Origin of the sequence: Humibacter sp. RRB41 (genome assembly GCF_022761015.1) — a bacterium.
In the GTDB taxonomy this organism is placed as follows: domain Bacteria; phylum Actinomycetota; class Actinomycetes; order Actinomycetales; family Microbacteriaceae; genus Humibacter.
The window spans coordinates 1-20,444 of record NZ_JAKWJQ010000010.1 but is presented as its reverse complement, the minus strand read 5'-3'; the positions used below and the strand labels follow the sequence as shown (position 1 = coordinate 20,444).

Annotated in this window: 13 protein-coding genes, 1 tRNA gene and 1 other RNA gene; 3 read left to right on the top strand and 12 right to left on the bottom strand. The window is 67.8% G+C overall.

The features are described from left to right. Nucleotides 1-34: 34 nt before the first annotated feature. Complete coding sequence (locus MJ603_RS18355; protein ID WP_243065211.1) at nt 35-2,149, bottom strand: beta-galactosidase; 2,115 nt, start codon at nt 2,147-2,149, stop codon at nt 35-37. A 200-nt stretch (nt 2,150-2,349) separates the two neighbouring features. On the opposite strand from MJ603_RS18355, the gene MJ603_RS18350 reads away from it, so the two are divergent. Continuing rightward, nucleotides 2,350-3,390, top strand: a complete 1,041-nt coding sequence (locus MJ603_RS18350; RefSeq protein ID WP_243065210.1) for a LacI family DNA-binding transcriptional regulator — start codon at nt 2,350-2,352, stop codon at nt 3,388-3,390. A 27-nt stretch (nt 3,391-3,417) separates the two neighbouring features. On the opposite strand, the gene MJ603_RS18345 is transcribed toward MJ603_RS18350, so the two are convergent. The 7 genes from MJ603_RS18345 to MJ603_RS18315 all read right to left on the bottom strand — a co-directional run bounded on the left by MJ603_RS18345 (nt 3,418) and on the right by MJ603_RS18315 (nt 12,872). Then, entirely contained in the window at nt 3,418-4,566 is a 1,149-nt protein-coding gene (locus MJ603_RS18345; protein WP_243065209.1) for a S1C family serine protease, read from the bottom strand. Between the two features lie 249 nt (nt 4,567-4,815). Further along, the gene (locus MJ603_RS18340) at nt 4,816-6,303 is read right to left on the bottom strand and encodes a carboxylesterase/lipase family protein (protein ID WP_243065208.1); all 1,488 of its coding nucleotides are present in this window, start codon (nt 6,301-6,303) and stop codon (nt 4,816-4,818) included. 49 nt (nt 6,304-6,352) lie between these two features. Then, a complete protein-coding gene (locus MJ603_RS18335) occupies nt 6,353-7,696 on the bottom strand; it encodes an MFS transporter (protein ID WP_243065207.1) in 1,344 nt (447 codons plus the stop codon). 169 nt (nt 7,697-7,865) lie between these two features. Then, on the bottom strand, nt 7,866-9,107 hold the full coding sequence (locus tag MJ603_RS18330; RefSeq protein ID WP_243065206.1) for an ROK family transcriptional regulator: 1,242 nt from the start codon (nt 9,105-9,107) through the stop codon (nt 7,866-7,868). A 79-nt stretch (nt 9,108-9,186) separates the two neighbouring features. After that, on the bottom strand, nt 9,187-9,783 hold the full coding sequence (gene recR / locus MJ603_RS18325; protein WP_243065205.1) for a recombination mediator RecR: 597 nt from the start codon (nt 9,781-9,783) through the stop codon (nt 9,187-9,189). A gap of 3 nt (nt 9,784-9,786) precedes the next feature. Next, the gene (locus MJ603_RS18320) at nt 9,787-12,258 is read right to left on the bottom strand and encodes a DNA polymerase III subunit gamma and tau (protein WP_243065204.1); all 2,472 of its coding nucleotides are present in this window, start codon (nt 12,256-12,258) and stop codon (nt 9,787-9,789) included. Nucleotides 12,259-12,551: 293 nt separating this feature from the next. Beyond that, the gene (locus tag MJ603_RS18315) at nt 12,552-12,872 is read right to left on the bottom strand and encodes a hypothetical protein (RefSeq protein WP_243065203.1); all 321 of its coding nucleotides are present in this window, start codon (nt 12,870-12,872) and stop codon (nt 12,552-12,554) included. A 27-nt stretch (nt 12,873-12,899) separates the two neighbouring features. Between MJ603_RS18315 and MJ603_RS18310 the strand changes: the two genes are divergently transcribed. Then, nucleotides 12,900-13,427 carry a hypothetical protein gene (locus MJ603_RS18310; protein ID WP_243065202.1) on the top strand — a complete coding sequence of 176 codons (528 nt, stop codon included), beginning with the start codon at nt 12,900-12,902 and terminating at the stop codon, nt 13,425-13,427. A 278-nt stretch (nt 13,428-13,705) separates the two neighbouring features. On the opposite strand, the gene MJ603_RS18305 is transcribed toward MJ603_RS18310, so the two are convergent. The 4 genes from MJ603_RS18305 to ffs all read right to left on the bottom strand — a co-directional run bounded on the left by MJ603_RS18305 (nt 13,706) and on the right by ffs (nt 20,160). Further along, complete coding sequence (locus MJ603_RS18305; RefSeq protein ID WP_243065201.1) at nt 13,706-14,893, bottom strand: acetate/propionate family kinase; 1,188 nt, start codon at nt 14,891-14,893, stop codon at nt 13,706-13,708. Nucleotides 14,894-15,032: 139 nt separating this feature from the next. Then, a complete protein-coding gene (gene pta, locus MJ603_RS18300) occupies nt 15,033-17,201 on the bottom strand; it encodes a phosphate acetyltransferase (protein ID WP_243065200.1) in 2,169 nt (722 codons plus the stop codon). Beyond that, a complete protein-coding gene (locus MJ603_RS18295) occupies nt 17,198-19,651 on the bottom strand; it encodes a phosphoketolase (protein WP_243065218.1) in 2,454 nt (817 codons plus the stop codon). The genes pta and MJ603_RS18295 overlap by 4 nt, the downstream gene beginning before the upstream one ends. A gap of 412 nt (nt 19,652-20,063) precedes the next feature. Beyond that, an RNA gene (ffs, locus tag MJ603_RS18290) (signal recognition particle sRNA small type) lies at nt 20,064-20,160 on the bottom strand. A 133-nt stretch (nt 20,161-20,293) separates the two neighbouring features. Between ffs and MJ603_RS18285 the strand changes: the two genes are divergently transcribed. After that, nucleotides 20,294-20,381: transfer RNA gene (locus MJ603_RS18285), tRNA-Ser, on the top strand. Nucleotides 20,382-20,444 lie beyond the last annotated feature (63 nt).

Here is a 20,444-nt window from a genome sequence, read left to right as displayed (position 1 = left end):
CCTTCTCTTTCTGTGGCGGGCTTGCTACGAGCGATCACTCGTGGTGGTCGGGTTCTTGGAGGAGGATCCGGGTCGACCAGGCCGGAAGCCGAATGCTGATGCCGGATCCGACGGGCGTGCCGGTCGTCGGATCCGTCCCGCAGATGCGCGGCGTGACGTTCTGCTCTTCGCCGCTCCAGTTGAAGAGGAACCAGGCTCGCGAGCCGTTCGGCGTCGTGCCGGAGGAGACGACCACAGGCAGCTCGCGGTCGGGAGCCAGCTCATCCGCGACGCTGGCACGCACCGCCCAGCCGGCGAGCGAGGATGCCAGCGCGGGCGACGGCACCGTGCCTGCCACGGTGATGCGTCCGGCGCCGTGGGCGCGGCTGGTCGCGGCCGGGAATCTGCCGAATTCCGGATGCTCGTATGTCGCGAGCACGTCGGCCCCGTCGACGATGAGGCCGTCGATCCACGCGGTGCCGCCCGCATCGAGGCGGACCGTGAGCTCGGCAGTCCCCCGAACGGGCACCGGTACGGCGATGTTCGAGTACTCCTCGTAGTAGACACCGGCGGCCTCGTGCAGTCGATCAGGAGCGACGGCGACGCGCGCCCGTGCGAGTTCGTCGGCGTACCCGGTGCGCGGCCCGATGATGAGGTGCCCGCCCGCTTCCGCATACTCGCGCAGCAGGTCGAGCGTGTCATCGCTCGCCACGTAGAGACCTGCGGCGATCAGCACGGGGTAGCGCCGCGCGAGTTCCGCCGGGCCTTCGGCCAGCGCCTGCTCGACGTGCAGGATGCGCGCCTGCGACCCGGAGTCGATCACGCCGCGGTAGAACGCGTCGACGATGTGCTCGTAGGAACCGCGCTGCCCCTTGCCGTCGCGCCCGAGGGGAGGGAAGAAGTCGAAGGCCCAACGTGAGTCGTTCGACCACAGCACCGCGACATCCGCATCGGGCTCGAACCCGTCGAGGGCGACGCCGAGCTGCTTCAGGTCGGCACCGATCTCGGCGACCTCGCGGTAGACGCGACCGGGCTTCAGGCTGTGCGGAAGGACGCCTCCCCAATACGTCTCCGTGCCGTACGGAATGGTGTGCCAATGCCAGTACTCGACCATGGCGGCGCCGCGGCTGATCAATGAGAACGCCGCCTGCTTCAGCTGTCCTGGCCACGGCGGCGTGTTCGAGAAGCTGAAGCCGATGGACTGCGCGTCCGTCTCGGTCACCAGAAAGCGCGCCTGCTTCGACGAGAAGAGTCGATCCGCCTGACGGAACAGGCCTGGGACACCGCTGGTCGTCCACTCGGACTCCGCGGCCAGGTGCTTCGTCGCATCCAGGTGGTCCTGCATCGAGTAGTACGGGTTGCCCGCCGTCACATCCAGGTGCTCGGTCAGCGCCCGGTCGTCCAGCGCCGGCCGCGGGTAGGCCAGGCACGTCGTCACGAACTGTCCCGGCTTCGCGTAACCGCGCACGATGTCGGCTTGCCATGCGATGAAGTCCTCGGTGAGCTCCGCCTGGTAGCGACGCCACTCGAGGTCGTATTGCGGCAACGAGTTGCCGTCGGGCGCCCAGAGCTCCGCCCAGTCCGCGATGCGGTGCGACCAGTAGGTGAGGCCCCACTCTCGATTCAGGTTCTCAACGTCGCCGTAACGCGCCTGCAGCCAGTGCACGAACCCGATGAACGTCGACCGGTTGTGGAAGAGCTGCATTCCCGGTTCGTTGTCGACCTGGTACCCGATGACCGCGGGATGCCCGGCGTACCGCTCGACGACCTTGCGGATGATCCGCTCGGCGAAGAACCGGAAGGCGGGGTGACCGAAGTCGACCTCCTGCCTGCTTCCCCACGGCATCCGCTCGCCCGTGCGCCGTTCACCGGCGATCTCGGGATACGAGTGCTGCATCCACGGCGGCACCGCGTACGTGGGTGTTCCAAGGATCACGTCGATGCCGCGACGGTGGGCTCCGTCGAGCACCGGCTGCAACCAATCGAGATCGAACGATCCTTCGCGCGGCTCCCACGTCGACCAGACCGACTCTCCCACTCGGATGACCGTGAAGCCAGCCTCCTGCATCAGATCGAGGTCCTGCTCAGTGCGGTCGGTCGCGTGGTACTCCGCGTAGTAGGCGGCACCGAAGAGGATCGAGCTGGGTTCGTACGGGAGGGCTTCGCTCATCGTCATGGACTCCGTTGTCGTGGATGCCCCGCGTTGGTCGGGACGGCTCGAAAGTAGCCCATTTCGTTACCGGTAACAATCCACCGTTATGCTTTTGTTACCGGTAACGAACGATGGATCGGATTCGATTTTTGCTCAGCACAGCGACGGTCGCCGCATCGTACAGTGGTGTCCACCGAGAGAGTCGAGGCCGAGGTCAGATGAGCGAGGGCGACCGCATTGACGCCATCGAGGAGCCACCGGCGAGGCAGCCGACGATCTACGACGTCGCACGTGTCGCCGGTGTCTCCCACCAGACGGTGAGCCGTCTGCTCAAGGGCGACCAGGGCATCAAGCCCGCCAATCGCGAGCGGGTGTTGCAGGCGCTCGAGACGCTCGATTACCGCCCCAATCTCACCGCGCGATCTCTGGCGACAAGGCGCTCACACAGGGTGGCCGTGCTCACCCAGGAACTCGGGCAGGTCGGCCCCGGAAAGGTCGTTCAGGGAGCAGCGGAAGAGGCCAGACTGCACGGCTTCGTGCTCGACATCATCACGCTCGACGTCGGCGATCGATCGAATGTCGAGCAGGGCATCCGCACGGTCAACCAGCAGGATGTCGCCGGCATCCTCGCGCTCGCCTCCACCGACGGGCTACGGGCCGCGTTCGACCGTGCCGACTTCCGCATCCCCGTACTGATGGGCGGCGAGGGCGACGAAGCCACGGGCGGACCGCCGTTGCAGGTCAGCACGGTCGCGATTCCCGAGCTCGTCGATCATCTGGTCGCGCTCGGTCACCGGGACATCGTGCACATCGCAGGTCCGAAGAAGTGGGTCGCGGCACGCAATCGCGCGTTCGCGTTCTCGAATGCGCTGAAACACCACGGTCTGCGGCTGACCCGCACGGTCTACGGCGACTGGTCGGCGGCATCCGGGTACGAAGCGGTCAGGTCGCTGCCGGCGCGAGCTCGCTTCACGGCAGTCTGCGCGGCGAACGATCAGATGGCGCTCGGCGCGATGCTCGCCCTGCAGGAACGCGGCCTCGGCGTTCCGACCGACGTGTCCGTGACCGGGATCGACGACATTCCCGAGGCGGCCTACCTCGTGCCGCCGCTGACGACCGTGCGCATGAACTCCGAGGAGCAGGGACACGTGGCGTTCCGCAATCTGCTTGCACAGATCAACGGCGAGACCCCGACGCCGATCATGGTCGAGGGGCGCGTCATCCTGCGCAAGTCGACGGCGCCGCCTGCTCTGCGCTGACTCCCACGGGATCGGCGCCGCGGATGCCTACGGCTGCGCCACCAGCGTCGCCGTCACCGTGTGCTCGGTGCCGTCTCGCACGTAGGTGATCTGCACCTGGTCGCCCGCCTTCTTGGTCAGCAGCAGCTGCGTCAGCACGTCGGTGCGATTGGCCTGACGACCGTCGATCTTCGTCACGACATCGCCCGGCTTCAGGCCGGCCTTCGCCGCGGAACCCTGCGGATCGACCGACTGGATGTAGAGGCCGTCGTCGATCCCCCACCGCTCGGCGACGGCCGGCGGAATCGGCGTGACCTCGACGCCGAAGTACGGGTACGAGACCTTGCCGTGGTCGATCAGGTCATCCGCGATGCGGCTCGCGAGGTTCACCGGCACGGCGAACCCGATGCCGACGGATCCTCCGCCGCCCGTGCCCTCCTCGTTCGGCACCGTCGCGATGGCGGTGTTCACGCCGATCAGATCACCCTTGCAATCGACGAGGGCGCCTCCCGAGTTGCCGGGGTTGATGGCGGCATCCGTCTGGATGGCACCGGCGAGGGTGGTGGTCTCGTCGTTGTCGGTCGGCACCGGCACGTTGCGGCCGAGCGCGCTCACGATGCCCGCGGTCACCGTGCTCGACAGACCGAGAGGAGCACCGAGCGCGACGACCGGCTGTCCGACGGCGACGTTCTCACTATCGCCGAGCGTGATGACCGGAAGATCGGATGGCGCGACCACCTTCAGCACCGCGAGGTCGGACTGCGGGTCACGGCCGATCAGCTTCGCCGATTCGGTGTGTCCGTTCGAGAACGTCACCGTGATGAGGCCGCCGTTCGCCGCGGCGGAGATGACGTGGTTGTTCGTGACGATGTATCCGTCTTTGCGGATGATCTCGCCACTGCCGACACCGCTCCCGCCCGACGCCGTCACGTTGATCGTCACGATCGTCGGCAGCACCTCGTTCGCGACCTGCACGGAGTTGCACGATCCGGCACTCGACCCGGATGCCGTGCCGCTCGTGTTCGACGCACTGGAACCGGATGTCCCGCCCGCCAGCCACGCGCCGAACCACCCGCCGCCGATGCCGAACACGATCGCGATGATCGCGGCGACGAGCCAGACGAGCCATACGGGAGCGCTTCTACGGCGCCCCGAGGCATCCTGCGTCGAATCCTTGCCCGCGTTCGGATCGGTCATCGTGTTCCCCCGACGTCTCGGCCGCGACGCCTGCTGCGTGCTCGGCGGTGCGGCATCCTGCGGCCGTGTGACAACGCCCGCACAGCCGACTGTATCGACGCTGCGATCGGGGCGGGTCACCGATTACGGACTATTCCGCAACGCGAGGTCCCGGTCCCTTCATCAGAAGCGCAGATTCGAGGATGTACCCGTACGGAAGCCCCGACGTCCGTACGGCGCATCCAACGAAATGCGGTGTGCGGCGAATCGCTACTCCGCCGACGCGAGCAGTGCGACGTCACCGAACCCATCTGGTACCACCGACGACGGTTCGTCGAACACGCGCACGTCACGCGATGGCGCGACGTACCGTGGCCATCCTGGGTCTCCTGAGGCGATGAAGCGCACGGCGTCGCCATGCACATCCACCGCGACGGATCGCGTCGGGTTCGGCCCCGCGATCACATCCACTCGTTCGCTCGACAGGCAGTCGAAGAAGAACGGCACGTCGAGGCAGTGCACCGCGCCGTGCATCGTCGGCGACTGCCACGAGAAGCGGTAGAGCCAGGTCGGGGCATCCGTCTGCGCTCTGACTTCGGCGATCTCCCTCGTCGTGCGCCGGAACAGGTTGTCGGTGATGAACTGTCCGAGCACACCACCGGAGTCGAGGCCCGGATGGGAGTCGACGTACTCGGCGCCGAGAGCGGACGGCACGCCGATGGCGCCAAGAACATCACTCGGCGAGACTCCGGCAAGTGCGTCGCCGAGCATCGCAGGAACCATGTTGAACTCGTTGTCGGTCGTGCCGAGCACCAGTGGAATATCGGACGATACGCCTGCGGAGAGCGCCTCGAGCACCTTCGTCGGCAGCACGTCGCCGTCGACGACGGGGCCCCACTTCATCCCTTCGGACGCCAGCGCCGCCAGCCCCGCGAGCGGTCCTTCCGCTGCGTCTCCCTCGGCGGGCACCGGGGAGGCTACAACGTTCTGCACCTCGAGCACGTCACCCTCCGACGCGGTCGACAGCCCAACTCGAGTCGGCGCAACGCCGAGGCGGTCAGCGACCGCGCGGCCGAGCCGCTCGGCCTCATCCAACGGCAGGTCTGCGATCGGGCCCGAGATCGCGATGGCACCGTGGAACAAACCTGCGGCCCTGGGTACGGCGAGCAGCGCCAGCACCGCCGCCCCGCCCGCCGACTGCCCGGCGATCGTCACTCTCGCGGGGTCGCCGCCGAACTGTCGGATGTTGTCGCGTACCCACTCCAGAGCGAGCAGCCAGTCGAGAACACCGCGGTTGAGCGGGGCGTCCTCGATCCAGCCGAACCCGTCGAATCCGAGCCGGTACGACACGCTCACCGTCACCACGCCGTCGCGGTTGAACGCGGCGCCGTCGTACCACGGGCTCGCGGGAGAGCCGGCCACGAATCCGCCGCCGTGGATATAGACGAGCACTGGGAGGGCGGCATCCGTTCGTCCCGGCGCCGGCGTGAACACGTTCACATTCAGCGTGGAGTCGCCGGGCAGCGAAGGCTCTGGAATGAGAGTCACCTCCTGCAGCGTCGCCCGCTGCGGGGTCGGGCCGTACTCGCCGGCATCCAGCACGCCGTCCCACGAGCGGCGGGGAACGGGCGCCGCGAACCGCAGCTCGCCCACCGGAGGCTCCGCGAACGGGATGCCGAGGAACGCGGCGGATTCGTTGCGCCACACTCCACGTACCGTTCCTGCCGTCGTCTGCACTTCGGGTCGATCGTCGGTCATGTTTCCTGTCTCCTTGTCTTGTTGCAACGGTTGCGCACCGCGGAGCGACTCAGCGCACCGACTTGATCGGGAACACGAGCACCGACGAGAGCACGATGGCGACGATCGCGTAGATGAAGATCGACACGTAATTGCCCGCGAAGAGGCCCAGCAGCAGTGCCGCGATCACCGGGGTGAGCGCCTGCGGCACGTTGGCGGCGATGTTGAGCACGCCGAGGTCCTTGCCGACATCGCCCTGGGACGGAAGCACGTCGATCATGAGCGCGAGGTCGACGGCCATGTACGCCCCGTACCCGATGCCCACGATCGCCGTGTAGACGAACATCGCACCGACCGTCGGCGAGAACACCGGCGCCAGCACGCCCACCGCGATGACGATCGTCGCGACGAAGACGAACATCTTGCGCCGACCGGTCTTGTCGGAGATGCGCCCGAAAACCAGGGTGCTGACGATCATGCAGATCATCGAGACCACCGAAAGCAGGCCCGCGGTCGAGCCCGCCTGCAGGGGTGTGAGGTGAATGTAGTCCTCGAGAATGTAGAGCTGGTACGCCGCGATCGCCTGGTATCCGAGCACCATGAAGAATCGCCCGCCGAATGCCCACGCGTAGTCCGGATGCTTGCGCGGCGACACCCAGAACGACTTGGCGAAGGCCAGCCAGCTGAACCGCGCTCGCTCCATCTCCTTGGAACTCTGATCGGGGTTGATGACGACGAACAGTACCGAGACGACGATGACACCGATGCCGAAGATGAGGTAGGCGAGTCCGAGGTGCACGAGCAGTTGCCCGGCGAGGATGACTCCGACGGCTGCACCGATCGAGGTGCCGACGCCCGCGAATGCCGAGGAGGTGGCGCGTCCGCTCGGCGCGATTCGGTCGGCGATGATCGACGACATCGGGCCCTGCCACGCGTTGAGCAGCACCTGTGCCAGCACCCAGATCACCGTCAGCACGAAGATTCCCGGCGAGAACTGCAGAGCGATCACGCACAGGCCGCCGCCGATTCCACCGAAGACGATCCACGGAGAGCGTCGGCCGAGCCGCGAGCGCGTCCGGTCGGAGAGTGCACCCACAATGGGCTGCACGAAGATGGTGACGATCGAGCTGATCGCCGTGACGATGGCGAAGTTGCCGATCTTGTTCGCCGGTGTGAGGTCGGCGACCTGCTGTGGAAGCAGAATGGCGATGACTCCCGCGTACGTCGCGAAGAGCATCAGGTTGCCCACGAGGAGCGACCCCATCAGGGTGCGCCGACGAACTGGCGAGAGAGTCTGCGCCATCGTGAGCGTTCCGGTCTGAGCGGAAGGCTCGGCGATCATGGACTCCGTGCCGACGGATGCTGCTGGTGCGTCGGACGGAGCGGATCCGTCTCGATCGGGCGTGGTGGTCATGGCTCTCCTCTTCATCGAGTGGCCGCGGATCCGGCGTGCGGGTGCCCGGAGTCGCGTGCTGACTCGTCGCCTTCCAGGGGCGGATGCGACGTCAGAGGTCGAGTGTGTCACTTTCGGACATTAATTTCAACCGTTGAACTATGTGGCCCTACGTCGGCACGGTGTGCGCTCAGTCGACGGGTGCGGCGAGCGCGGCGGGGTCGGCGAACAGGCGATCGCGTGCCGCGGCGATGGCCCCGATGATTGCCGCGTCGTCTCCGAGGGTGCTTCGCTCGACGGTGAGTCTCGGCTTGCCTCCGCCGAGGGTCGGCCACTCGTCCCCGATCATGAGTCGTATTCGTTCTGCGAGGGCGGGTGCCGCCCAGTATCCGCCGAGCACGATCGCCTCGGCGTCGAGGGCGAGGGCGAAGATGCGGAGCGTTCGCACGATCCACTCGGCGGCATCCGCCCACACCGCACAGGCCAACGGGTCGGATGCCTCGACCCTGGCCACGAATTCGGCCAGCGCGGTCGCGAGCCCGCTGTCGCGTACCACGTCGTCCAGTCCCGCCCGGTGGAGCACGACGTCGGGGCCGGCGACCGTGACGAGGCATCCATGCTGGCCGCATTCGCACAGTGCCCCGCCGAAGTCGACCACGACGTGGCCGAGCGCACCGGCAAGCCCGTGGGCACCGGCGAGAAGTTGTCCGCCGGCCACGAGAGCGCCCCCGATGCCGGAGTTGCTCTTGAGGTAGACGAGATCGCCGACGCCAGGCCGCAGAGCGAGTTCCGCGGCGGCCGCGGCCACTGTGTCGCTGACCAGACGCGCCTGCGGCATGGACGGCACCCGCGCGCTGAGTTCTCCGAGCAGGTCGACCTCTCCCCACTCCAGATCGGTGTCCGCGAGCACGATCGTCGGGTCGCCGCCGACGGGAGCGAAGGCGATCACGGTCAGGTCGACCACCGCGCGGCCCAGCCGAGTCGTGGCATCCATGGCCTCGCGCAGCACATCGGCGAGCACGTCGATGATGCGATCGGGGTCGCCCATCGGCCGTCCGTGATGGCGCGCGACGCGCGTGAGTTCGTCGCCGGCCAGTGTGCTGATCACCGCCGTTGCGCTGTCGGCGTCCAGCTGCAGCACAAGCAAGGCGAGGCGATCACCTGCAAGTTGCAGACGCGTGCGAGGGCGCCCACGACGCACGCCGGTCGGCACGGGCGCCGCATCACCAACGCTCTGCGCCGGCTCCTGCACGAGCCCCAGGTCGACCAGGGTTCCGGCCAGCAGCGTGACTGCGCCGCGGGTGAGGCCGGTGTGCTCGGCGATCTCGCTGCGCGACAGCGGGCCGCGCACGGCGAGTGCGTCGAGGATGGCGGAAAGATTGTGCCGGCGCACATCGCTGCTCACGAGCGTGGCACGCGTGTCGTCGGTCATCGTTCTACTGTGACACGGTCGACGCTTCGGGGCTCACCGACGTGGCGGCCGACCCCGTCTGGGACCGTGCAGTCGCACTTCACCCGACGAGGCGACGCCCCTCGAACGCCCGACCGAGGGTGACCTCGTCGGCGTACTCGAGGTCGCCGCCGACGGGCAGGCCGGATGCCAGCCTCGTCACGCGCACCTCCATCGCCTGCAGCAGGCGGCTGAGGTACGCGGCGGTCGCTTCGCCCTCCACATTCGGATTCGTGGCGATGATGATCTCGCTCACCGTGGCATCCGCAAGCCTGGTCATCAGTTGACGGATGCGCAGCTGGTCGGGGCCGACGCCCTGGATCGGACTGATCGCGCCGCCGAGCACGTGGTACAGCCCGCGGAACTCGCGAGTCCGCTCGATCGCGACGACATCTTTGGCCTCTTCGACCACGCAGATCAGAGTCTGGTCACGCCGCGGGTCACGGCAGATCGAGCAGGTCGTCTGCTCGGTCACGTTGCCGCAGATCTCGCAGAACCGCACCTTGTCGCGCACCGTCGTGAGCACGTCGGCGAGATGCGACGGGTCGTACGTCTCGGTCTGCAGAATGTAGAACGCGATGCGCTGGGCAGACTTCGGCCCCACTCCGGGAAGCCGGCCGAGCTCGTCGATCAGGTCCTGGACGACACCCTCATACATGGGTTACCTCGACCATCCGGACTGGTTCTGGCCGGGAGGTGGCGTCACCTGCTGCTCCTCGATGAACGTCGCACCGAGGAGCTCGCGCACGACCGCCTCGCCGTAACGAGCCGGTTCGCGGAACCCGACGGATGTCTTCGGCCTGGTCGGTGCATCCTGCTTGCGCGCCGGTGATTCGGATGCCGCTGCCGCCGCCGTCGAGAACGCCGCTGGTGCGCTCGACGCGGCCGGCTCGGCGGTCTGGTCGTCGGGATACGGTGGCTCGTCGTCGTCCGGTGCGTCGGCGTCGGTGGGTCCCGGCGCGAACTGTGACGGTGTGGTGCTCGACGGGCGCTCTGCGGTGGTCTCGCTCGGCGGCGTCTCGGGTCGGTCAAGGACTGCGGTCGCTGTTCCACCGGGGATCGCGACCGTCGCCCAGCTGGCCGTCGACGTCGCGCCGCCCTTCGCCCGGGACGCCGCAGCGCGTGCGTCCGACTGCGCTTGGCGACCGCCAACGGGCTGACCACTGGCCGATGCCCCGACCGGCGACGCATCGGCGGCCCGAGGTGTGGAAGCTCGCATGTCGTTCACCGGGGCTTCGCCCGCCGGGCTGCCGCTCGTGCCGGTGCCACCGCTGCCGTCGGAGCCACCACTGCCGCCCGCGCCACCACCGGGGCCGCTGCCACCGGCATCCGGCTGCCCGTCCGACGGCCCGCCGGCCGCACCGCCTGCCGGCTTCGCCATGAACTTCACCCGGATGCCGAGCAGCTCGACGATGGCGCCGCGCAGCACCTCGCTCGCGGCATCCGCCGCACCTGGCGTGCCGCGAAAGCTCTGCACGTCGTTCTCGCTGGGGAACGACAGCGCCAGAACGTCGCCGTCGAGGGAACGCACGGTCCCGGTGTAGACGACGGCCCACGCGTTTCGGCTCGCCTCCGACACTGCCTCGAGGATCTCGGGCCACGCGTCGCGGATCTGCTGCGTCGTCACCGGACCGACCGGGGCGACCGCGGTGACCGCGGTTTCATCGGTCACGCCCGGTGTCGCCCACGCTGCTGATGCAGCGGATGCCACGTCTGCAGGCGCCGAGGAACCACCCGCCTGCTGGGCGCTCGCCTTCTTCGAGGCGGCCGCTGCAGCGAATGCCGCTGCCTCGTCGACCGCCTTCGATGTGGCGGCGGATGTCTCGCCACCGGACGCCACCGGAGCCGGCGCCTTCGGCTCCGCCGTCTTCGATTCCGACGCCTTCGATTCCGCCGTCTTGGCTGACGTCGGTTCCGTGGCTTGGGACGCGGTCGGCGCGGCTGGGGCGGACGTGATGACGCCGCCGTCGACGCCGACACGACGTTCGAGTCGTTCGACACGGGCGAGGGCGCCGCGATCCGTGGCGTCGGAGGCGGGCACGAGCATCCGTGCCAGCATCAGCTCGAGGTGCAGCCTCGGCGAGGTGGCGCCCGTCATCTCGGTGAGCGCGGCGTTCACAATGTCGGCACAGCGCGAGAGCTCGGCCGATCCGAACGCGGAGGCCTGCACCGACATGTGGTCGAGCTCTTCCTGCGGGGTTCCGCGCAGCACGGCCGCCGCGGCATCCGGAGAGGTCGCCGCCACGATGATGAGGTCGCGCAGTCGCTCGAGCAGGTCTTCGACGAAGCGCCGCGGGTCCTGTCCGGTCTGGATGACGCGGTCGATGGCGGCGAAGGCGGACGCGGCATCGTGCGCGCCGATGGCATCCACCGCCTCGTCGAGCAGCGCTGCGTGCGTGTAGCCGAGCAGGGCGACCGCGCGCTCGTACTCGATGGAGTCGCCCTCGGAGCCGGCGATCAGCTGGTCGAGCAGCGAGAGGGTGTCACGTGGGGACCCGCCACCGGCACGGACGACGAGCGGGAGCACGCCGGGGGCGACCTTCATCCCCTCGCTCTCGCTGAGCTGCTGCACGTAGTCGAGCATCTGCGCCGGCGGCACGAGCCGGAACGGATAGTGATGCGTGCGGGAGCGGATGGTGCCGATCACCTTGTCGGGCTCAGTGGTCGCGAAGATGAACTTCACGTGCTCCGGCGGCTCCTCGACGATCTTGAGCAGCGCGTTGAAGCCCTGCGGCGTCACCATGTGCGCCTCGTCGAGGATGAAGATCTTGTAGCGATCGCGGGCCGGCGCGAAGATTGCCCGCTCGCGGATGTCGCGCGCGTCATCGACGCCGTTGTGGCTCGCCGCGTCGATCTCGACGACGTCGAGCGAGCCCTGCCCGCCGCGGCCGAGCTCGACGCAGCTCTCGCACTTACCGCACGGGGTGTCGGTCGGGCCTTCAGCACAGTTCAAGCAGCGGGCCAGGATGCGCGCGCTCGTGGTCTTGCCGCAGCCGCGCGGTCCACTGAACAGATAGGCGTGATTCACCCTGTTCGTGCGCAGCGCGGTCATCAGCGGCTCGGTCACCTGTGACTGGCCGATCATCTCGGCGAATGTCTCTGGCCGATAACGGCGGTATAGGGCGGTGACCACGGATCAATCGTAGTCGGGGGGTCCGACAGGCGATTGAGGTCTGTGGACGAGTGCTTGCACTTGTCCACAGACCTCTCCGCAGCCTTGCCTGCGCCTGCCCAACTGCCTCGCCGTGCTGGAACTCGGAGATCCGCCGCACCGCGCCGCGCTTGGCATCCGACACGCCATACCGCGCCGCAAATCTCCGATATCCGGCACGGTGGATGGTGCCCGATGGGCTCGGATGCCTTCGGATGTCCACCCGCAGCTTGTCCACCCCAGGCGCACAGACCGCGCCGGGTTCCCCAGATCGGTCACGAACCACCCGCCTGCGACACGGCGACATCCATGCTGGTTGCGTGCTGCTCTGCCAGTTCGGACACGTCGCCAGCAGCGGAACGCTCATCGCCGCGGGCATGAGCCGCCGAGCCCTGGGGCGGCTTGCGTCGGATGCTGCCGTGTGGCATCCGCGACGTGGCATCCTCGCGTGTGAACATCTCGACGGGGATGCACGCCTCGCTGTCTCCGTCGGCGCGCGACTCGACTGCGTGAGCGTACTCCGCGAGCGGAAGATCTGGACCGGCGACGACCGCCGCCTGCACCTTCGCCTGCCGCCTTCCGGAAGGATCTCTCACCCCGAACGGCTGCCACCGAAAGCCTGCGTGCATTGGTCGTCGCGGGCATCCGGGAACGACCGTCTGCGCACGAGCGTGCTCTCCGCGGTGCGCCAGGCGATGAGCTGCCTACCCGGAGACGACCTGATCGCGGCGCTCGAGTCCGCCGTGTACTACAAGGCGATCTCACTCGCGGAGTTCGAACAAACGGTCAATTCCGCGCCCGAGCATCTGCGCTCCCTGCTTCATGAAGCGGATGCCCGCGCCCAGTCGGGCTACGAGACCCACGCACGCCTGCGGTTGCGGCGCGCCGGCCACCGCGTCGACCCGCAGGTGTTCGTTCCCGGGGTAGGCCACGTGGACAACGTCGTCGACGATGTCGTCGATCTAGAGACAGATGGACGCGAATTCCACGCCGACTCATTCGCAGAGGACCGACTCCGCGACATGGGCTGCGAGTGGTTCGGACTCCGCGTGCTCCGCATTCCAGCAACGCTGGTCCTCACCGACTGGGATCGCATCGAGGAGACGGTTTGCCGCATGGTCGCGGCCGGGCCGAGCTCACGCACCCGCTGAGTCGAAGCCGCCACTGACCCGAAGCCGCTGCTCGCCCCGGGGCCGCCATTCGCCCCGAGGTGCGCCCGGCCCACCTCCACGCCGTGCCGCCGCGCCGCCCGGGTCCCGGGCTCGCATCCCCTGCCAGCCTGTGCTGGATCTCGGAGATCTGCCGCGACACGCCGAGGGGATGGAGCGACACGCTGCCACATCCGGCGAATCTCCGATTTTCGGCACGCTGCCGAAGAGGCTGCCTGCAGAGGGGTGCGGCGAAGTGGTGCGGCAGTGGAAGGCTATCCCTACCCCACCACCGACAGCGTCTGCCGGGCGATCTCGAGTTCCTCGTCGGTGGGCACGACGAGCACGGTGACGCGCGAGGCATCCGTCGAGATGACGCGGATGCCTCCCCCACGCTGGTCGTTCCGCTCGGGGTCGACCTCGATGCCGTACTGCTCGAGCCCGGCGAGTGACCGCGCCCTGATCACGGCGCTGTTCTCGCCCACTCCTGCCGTGAACACGATGACGTCGACCCGACCCAGTTCGAAGGAGTACGCGCCGATGTAGTGCTTGATGCGGTGCAGGTAGACCTCGAGTGCGAGCCGCGCGGACTCGTCCCCCTTATCTGCTGCGCTGATCACGTCACGCATGTCCTTGCGTCCACTCAGCCCGAAGAGGCCGCTGCGCTGATTGAGCAGGTCATCGAGGTCGTCTGTGCTGATGCGCGTCTTGCGTTGCAGATAGATCAGTACGGCTGGGTCGATGTCGCCCGATCTGGTACCCATCACGAGCCCTTCCAGCGGGGTGAGGCCCATGCTGGTGTCGACCGAGCGTCCGCCGTCGATCGCCGTGATGGATGCCCCGTTGCCGAGGTGCAGCACGATCTGGTTGAGCTCCGTAACCGGTCGCTGCACGAAGTCCTCCGTGGCCCCCGAGACGTACTTGTTGCTGGTGCCGTGGAAGCCGTAACGGCGGATGCGCAGGCGCTTCGCGAGGTCGGCGTCGATGGCGTAGGTGTAGGCATCCGGCGCGATCGTCTGATGGAATGCCGTGTCGAACACGGCGACGTGCGGCAGATCGGGGAACGCCTTCTGCGCCGCCTTGATGCCCTGCACGTTCGCCGGGTTGTGCAGAGGTGCGAGGTCGGAGAGGTCCTCGATGTTGATGAGCACGAGCGGCGTGACGAGCGTCGGCTCGAAGAACCTGGCGCCGCCGTGCACGACGCGGTGGCCGACGGCGACCGGCGGATGCTCGTCGAGGCTCGGCCCGTGCTGTTTGAAGGCATCCAGCATGGCGGCGAATCCCGCGGCGTGATCCGGGATCTCGAGCGAACGCTCCCAGTGTCCGTCAGGCGTGTCGTGGGTGGCATGACCGGTGGACTCGCCGATGCGCTCGACGAGTCCAGACGCGAGTCGCTCCTCGCTGTCCGCGTCGATCAACTGGTACTTGAACGACGACGAACCGCTGTTCACGACCAAGACGGATGCCATTGCCTACTCCTTGTCACAATCGTTCGGCCCTCAGGCGTGCTGAATATCGGAGATCTGCGCCGACACGCCCTGCCGCAAGCGCAACACGCCGGATCCGACCGCGAATCTCCGAATTCCAGCACGTGCAGGCGGTGGTGGCTCACTGTTGCGCCTGGATCGCGGTGATCGCGATGGTGTTCACGATGTCCTCGACCAGGGCGCCGCGCGAGAGATCGTTGATCGGCTTGCGCAGCCCCTGCAGTACGGGTCCGATCGCGACGGCGCCGGCCGAGCGCTGCACCGCCTTGTACGTGTTGTTGCCCGTATTGAGGTCGGGGAAGATGAACACCGTCGCTCGGCCGGCCACGCTGGAACGGGGCATCTTCGCACGCGCGACAGCGGCATCCGCTGCCGCGTCGTACTGGATGGGCCCCTCCACGAGCAGCTCCGGTGCCCTGGTGCGCACCAGCGCCGTCGCCTCCCGTACCTTCTCGACGTCCGCACCGCTCCCCGACTCCCCCGTCGAGTACGAGAGCATCGCCACCCGCGGCTCGATGCCGAACTGCCGTGCCGTCGCCGACGACGACACCGCGATGTCGGCCAGTTGGTCGGCGGTCGGGTCGGGAACGACCGCGCAGTCGCCGTACACCAGCACTCGGTCGGCGAGCGCCATCAGAAACACGCTGGAGACGACGGAGACGCCGGGTTTCGTCTTGATGATCTCGAACGCCGGCCTGATGGTGTGCGCCGTGGTGTGCGCTGCGCCCGAGACCATGCCGTCGGCGAGACCGAGCTGCACCATGAGCGTGCCGAAGTAGGAGACATCCGTGACGGTGTCGGCGGCCTGCACCCTCGTGATGCCCTTGTGGGCGCGCAACGTGGCGTACTCGTCGGTGAACCGCTCGTGCAGCTGCGTGTCGAACGGCGACAGGATGCTCGCACCCGCCAGATCGAGACCGAGCTCGCCGGCGCGGGCGCGCACGTCGGCATCCTCACCCAGGATCGTCAGATCGGCGATGCCACGCGACAACACGATGTCGGCCGCGCGCAGGATGCGGTCGTCTCCGCCCTCCGGCAGCACGATGCGCTTGCGATCGCTGCGAGCACGCTCCACGAGCTCGTACGCGAACATCAGCGGAGTGACGATCGGCGACCTCGTCACGTCGAGCGCCGCGAGCAGGCGCTGGGTGTCGACGTGGTCGGCGAAGAGCTGCAACGCGGTCTGACGCTTGCGGTCCGAGTCGGCGGCGAGACGTCCGCGGGTGTGGGTGACACGCACTGTCGTGTCGTAGCTGCCGTACGGCGAGGTGATGATCGGCAGCGGCGAGCGCAGACCATTGAGCAGCCGCGTGATCGGTTCGTTCAGCTCGAAGCCGCCGTTGAGCAGGATGCCTGCGATCGAAGGGAACGTGCCGGCCGCGTTCGCCATCAGCACGGCGAGCAGCACCTCGGTGCGGTCGCCAGGCACGACGACGACGGACCCCTCGATCAGCCGCGAGAGCACGTTCTCCATCGACATCGCCGCGACCACGACCCCGAGCGCCTCGCGATCCAGCAGTGCGGGATCCCCGCGCAGCAGCGTGCCGTCGACGGATGCCATGATCGCGCGCACCGACGGCGCCACCAGCACCGGGTCCTCGGGGATCGCCCACACGGCGACGCCTCCGGCGGGCTCGGTCTGTGCATCGGTCTCCGGCTCCGTCTCGACGGGCGGGGCCGGTGGGAACGCGAACCTCACGGCCGGCCCGACCGTTTCCACGATCGCGGGCAGAGCATCCGGGTCGGCGCGGTTGACGACGACGCCGAGCAGGTCGGCGTGCTCGCTGTGCAACGACGCGCTCGTCACCTCCGCGAGCTGGCGCAGGTCGTCCGGTGTGCGGGCATCCGCTTGCCCTAGACGTTCGTCGGTGCCTTGGCTGCTGCGTCCGCCGAGCACGAGCAGCACGGGCGAACCGAGGTTCGCGGCGATGCGCGCGTTGTAGCCGAGCTCGGTCGGGGTTCCGACGTCGGTGTAGTCGCTGCCGACGATCACGACCACGTCGCTGGATGCCTCCACCGCCTTGTACCGGTCGATGATGCGGGCGAGCGCGGCGTCGGCGTCCGCGTGCACGTCGTCGTAGGTCACGCCGAGCGCCTGGTCGTAGTCGCCGTGCACCCCTTCGATGCCCAGCAGAAGGTCGAGCACGTAGTCGCGTTCGGATGTCGACCGCGCGATCGGCCGGAATACCCCGACCCTGCGCCCCTGTCTCAGCAGAAGGTCGACCACGCCGAGCGCGACCGTCGACTTGCCGCTGCGGCCCTCCGCCGACGTGATGTAGACGGATTTCATGCGTTGTCGCCGCCGGTGTCGAGCGAGAGGTCGGCACCGCCGGTGCCACCCCACGTCCAGTCCGCCACCTCGGGAATGTCCTCCCCGTGTTCGCGGGTGTACTGACGGGCAGCGAGGCGGGCATCCTGCATGCGCTGCCGCAGCTCCGCATACCGCTCCGACAGGCCGGGCACGCGGTCGATCACGTCGATGACCAGGTGATACCGGTCGAGGTCGTTCAGCATCACCATGTCGAACGGCGTCGTTGTCGTGCCGTTCTCCTTGTAGCCGCGCACGTGCAGGTTGTCGTGCGCGTGCCTGCGGTACGTGAGGCGATGGATCAACCACGGATACCCGTGGTACGCGAACACGATCGGCCGGTCCGCCGGGAAGATCGCATCGAACTCGCGGTCGTTCAGCCCGTGCGGATGCTCCGTCTCCGACTGCAGACGCATCAAGTCGACGACGTTGACGACGCGCACGCGCAGGTTCGGGATCTCCTCACGCAGCAGCTGCGCGGCGGCGAGCACCTCGAGGGTCGGGATGTCTCCGGCGGCCGCCAGCACGACATCCGGCGTCTGTCCCTCGACCTCGGTTCCCGCCCAGTCGAAGATGCCCAAGCCCCGCGTGCAGTGCGCGACGGCCTGGTCCATCGTCAGCCAGTTGGCGGTCGGCTGCTTGCCGGCGACGACGACGTTGACGTAGTCGACGGAGCGCAGGCAGTGGTCGTAGGTGGACAGCAGCGTGTTGGCGTCGAACGGCAGATAGACGCGCACGACGTCGGCGCTCTTGTTGACGACATGGTCGATGAATCCGGGATCCTGATGGCTGAACCCGTTGTGATCCTGCCGCCAGACGTGGCTGGAGAGCAGGTAGTTCAGCGACGAGATCGGCCGGCGCCACGGGATGTCCCGCGTCACCTTCAGCCACTTGGCGTGCTGGTTGAACATCGAGTCGATGATGTGGATGAACGCCTCGTAGCAGTTGAACAGCCCGTGCCGCCCGGTGAGCAGATAGCCCTCGAGCCAGCCCTCGCACTGGTGCTCGCTGAGCATCTCCATCACGCGGCCGGCCCGTGCGAGGTGGTCGTCGGTCGACCAGAGCTCGGCGTTCCACTGCTTGCCGGTGTCCTCGTACACGGCGGGTGCCAGGCGGTTGGATGCCGTCTCATCCGGCCCGAAGATGCGGAACGTCCTCGGGTTGTCCTCGATCACCTTTGCCAGCCACTGCCCGAGCACCTTCGTGGCCTCGTCGGCGGTCGCGCCCGGAGACGGCACGTCGACCGCGAAGTCGCGGAAGTCGCGCAGCGACAACTCCTTGCGCAGCAACCCGCCGTTCGTCACAGGGTTCGCGCTCATGCGGCGGTCGCCGACCGGAGCGAGCTCTGTGGCGAGGGCGACCGGTGCGCCGTCGTCGTCGAAGAGCTCCTCAGGGCGATACGACTTCAACCAGTCCTCGAGGATCTTGGTGTGCTCCTCGGTGTCGCGCGCGTTCGCGAGGGGCACCTGGTGGGCGCGGTAGGTCCCTTCTATCTGCACGCCGTCGATGAACCTCGGTCCGGTCCACCCCTTCGGGGTCCGCAGGATGATCATCGGCCAGGGCGGAGTCGCGCCGCCCTGCTCGTCGCCGGGGGCTGAGTCGTAGAGGCCGGCGCGGGCATCCGCTTTGATCGTCGCGATGTCGTTGAGAACCGTATCGAGCACTGCGGCGAAGCGTTTGTGCACCTCGATCGGGTCTTCCTCGTCGAAGCCGCCGGAGACCAGGTAGGGCTTGTGTCCGTAGCCGCGCATGAGCTCGAGCAGTTCGTCTTCCGGGATGCGCGCGAGCACGGTCGGGTTGGCGATCTTGTACCCGTTGAGATGCAGGATCGGCAGCACGACGCCGTCCTGGCGCGGGTCGATGAACTTGTTGGAGTGCCAGCTGGTGGCCAGCGGACCGGTCTCGGCTTCGCCGTCACCGATCACGCAGGCGACGAGCAGATCGGGGTTGTCGAACGCTGCGCCGTAGGCGTGGCTGAGCGAGTAGCCGAGTTCGCCGCCCTCGTGAATGGATCCGGGAGTCTCGGGAGCGACGTGGCTCGGGATGCCTCCAGGGAACGAGAACTGCCTGAACAATTTGCGCAGCCCATCTTCGTTTTGCGGAATGTGCGAGTAGATCTCGGAGTACGTGCCGTCGAGATAGGTGTTCGCGACCATGCCGGGTCCGCCGTGCCCGGGTCCGGTGATGTAGATGGTGTTCAGGTCGCGCTCGCGGATGACGCGGTTGAGGTGCGCATAGATCAGGTTCAGGCCCGGCACGGTGCCGAAGTGACCGAGCAGTCGGGGCTTGATGTCGTCCCTCGTCAGCGGGCGTCGCAGCAACGGATTGTCGAGCAGGTAGATCTGTCCGACGCTGAGGTAGTTGGCGGCGCGCCACCAGGCATCCAGAGCATCGAGCGTGGTCGGGTCGAGCTCCCGAACAGGGCGGTGCACGAAGGCGGGGTCGTAGTCCGCAGCCGTGCGGCGCGCGTCATGTGCAGGGGCATGAGCGGTCGCGGATGCCACGACCTGCGCCGCCTGCTCCCCTTTCTTCTTGGACTTGCGGGTCTTCGTCGCCACGGATGCCACGGGATGTCCTCCAGCCCGGTCGCGGGTGTGCGGCCGCTCCTTCCCATCCTTGAGGACGCTCCCCCGACGCGCCAGCCCCGACGCCGTTCTCCCGCCTCAGGTCGCACTTTCTGCAAAGCGAACGCACCAAGTGCCAAGAGCCGAGATACCGTCGGATAACCGCCCCGCCATCTCTGCAACGTGACGCGCTCCGCGAGGCGGCGGCGTGTACGGCGCCGTACCCGGCCACGCGCTCTGTGAACTGCGGTGCGCCGGGCGGGGACCGGCGCGCAAAACAAAAAGGGACCCCTCGCGCACCCGCCAGAGCCCGGTTACCCTTGCTACGTTTCCGTCCTGGGGGAGTTGGCCTGGATGGCGCCACGCGAGGAGCCTCCAACAGTGTACCGGCTCGCGGATGCCCGTCCCTCCGCGGATGCCGACCCGCCCGTTCTTGGGCACGCAGCCCCTGGTCGGGAGGCACTCAGGGGTCGGGTAAGATTCTTTGAGGTCGTTTGCGAACGGCCGCCCGGAGGATTCGCCTAGTGGCCTATGGCGCACGCTTGGAAAGCGTGTTGGGTGAAAGCCCTCGGGGGTTCGAATCCCCCATCCTCCGCCATGTCTTGAGTCGCGACATAGGTGACATCTGAGTCGCGACATGGGAGACGTTCATGAGCGAGAG

Excerpts from the sequence above, each read along its gene's own strand:
- MJ603_RS18355 (WP_243065211.1), bottom strand. The coding sequence starts at position 2,149 with ATGAGCGAAGCCCTCCCGTACGAACCCAGCTCGATCCTCTTCGGTGCC.
- MJ603_RS18350 (WP_243065210.1), top strand. The coding sequence starts at position 2,350 with ATGAGCGAGGGCGACCGCATTGACGCCATCGAGGAGCCACCGGCGAGG.
- MJ603_RS18345 (WP_243065209.1), bottom strand. The coding sequence starts at position 4,566 with ATGACCGATCCGAACGCGGGCAAGGATTCGACGCAGGATGCCTCGGGG.
- MJ603_RS18340 (WP_243065208.1), bottom strand. The coding sequence starts at position 6,303 with ATGACCGACGATCGACCCGAAGTGCAGACGACGGCAGGAACGGTACGT.
- MJ603_RS18335 (WP_243065207.1), bottom strand. The coding sequence starts at position 7,696 with ATGACCACCACGCCCGATCGAGACGGATCCGCTCCGTCCGACGCACCA.
- MJ603_RS18330 (WP_243065206.1), bottom strand. The coding sequence starts at position 9,107 with ATGACCGACGACACGCGTGCCACGCTCGTGAGCAGCGATGTGCGCCGG.
- recR (WP_243065205.1), bottom strand. The coding sequence starts at position 9,783 with ATGTATGAGGGTGTCGTCCAGGACCTGATCGACGAGCTCGGCCGGCTT.
- MJ603_RS18305 (WP_243065201.1), bottom strand. The coding sequence starts at position 14,893 with ATGGCATCCGTCTTGGTCGTGAACAGCGGTTCGTCGTCGTTCAAGTAC.
- pta (WP_243065200.1), bottom strand. The coding sequence starts at position 17,201 with ATGAAATCCGTCTACATCACGTCGGCGGAGGGCCGCAGCGGCAAGTCG.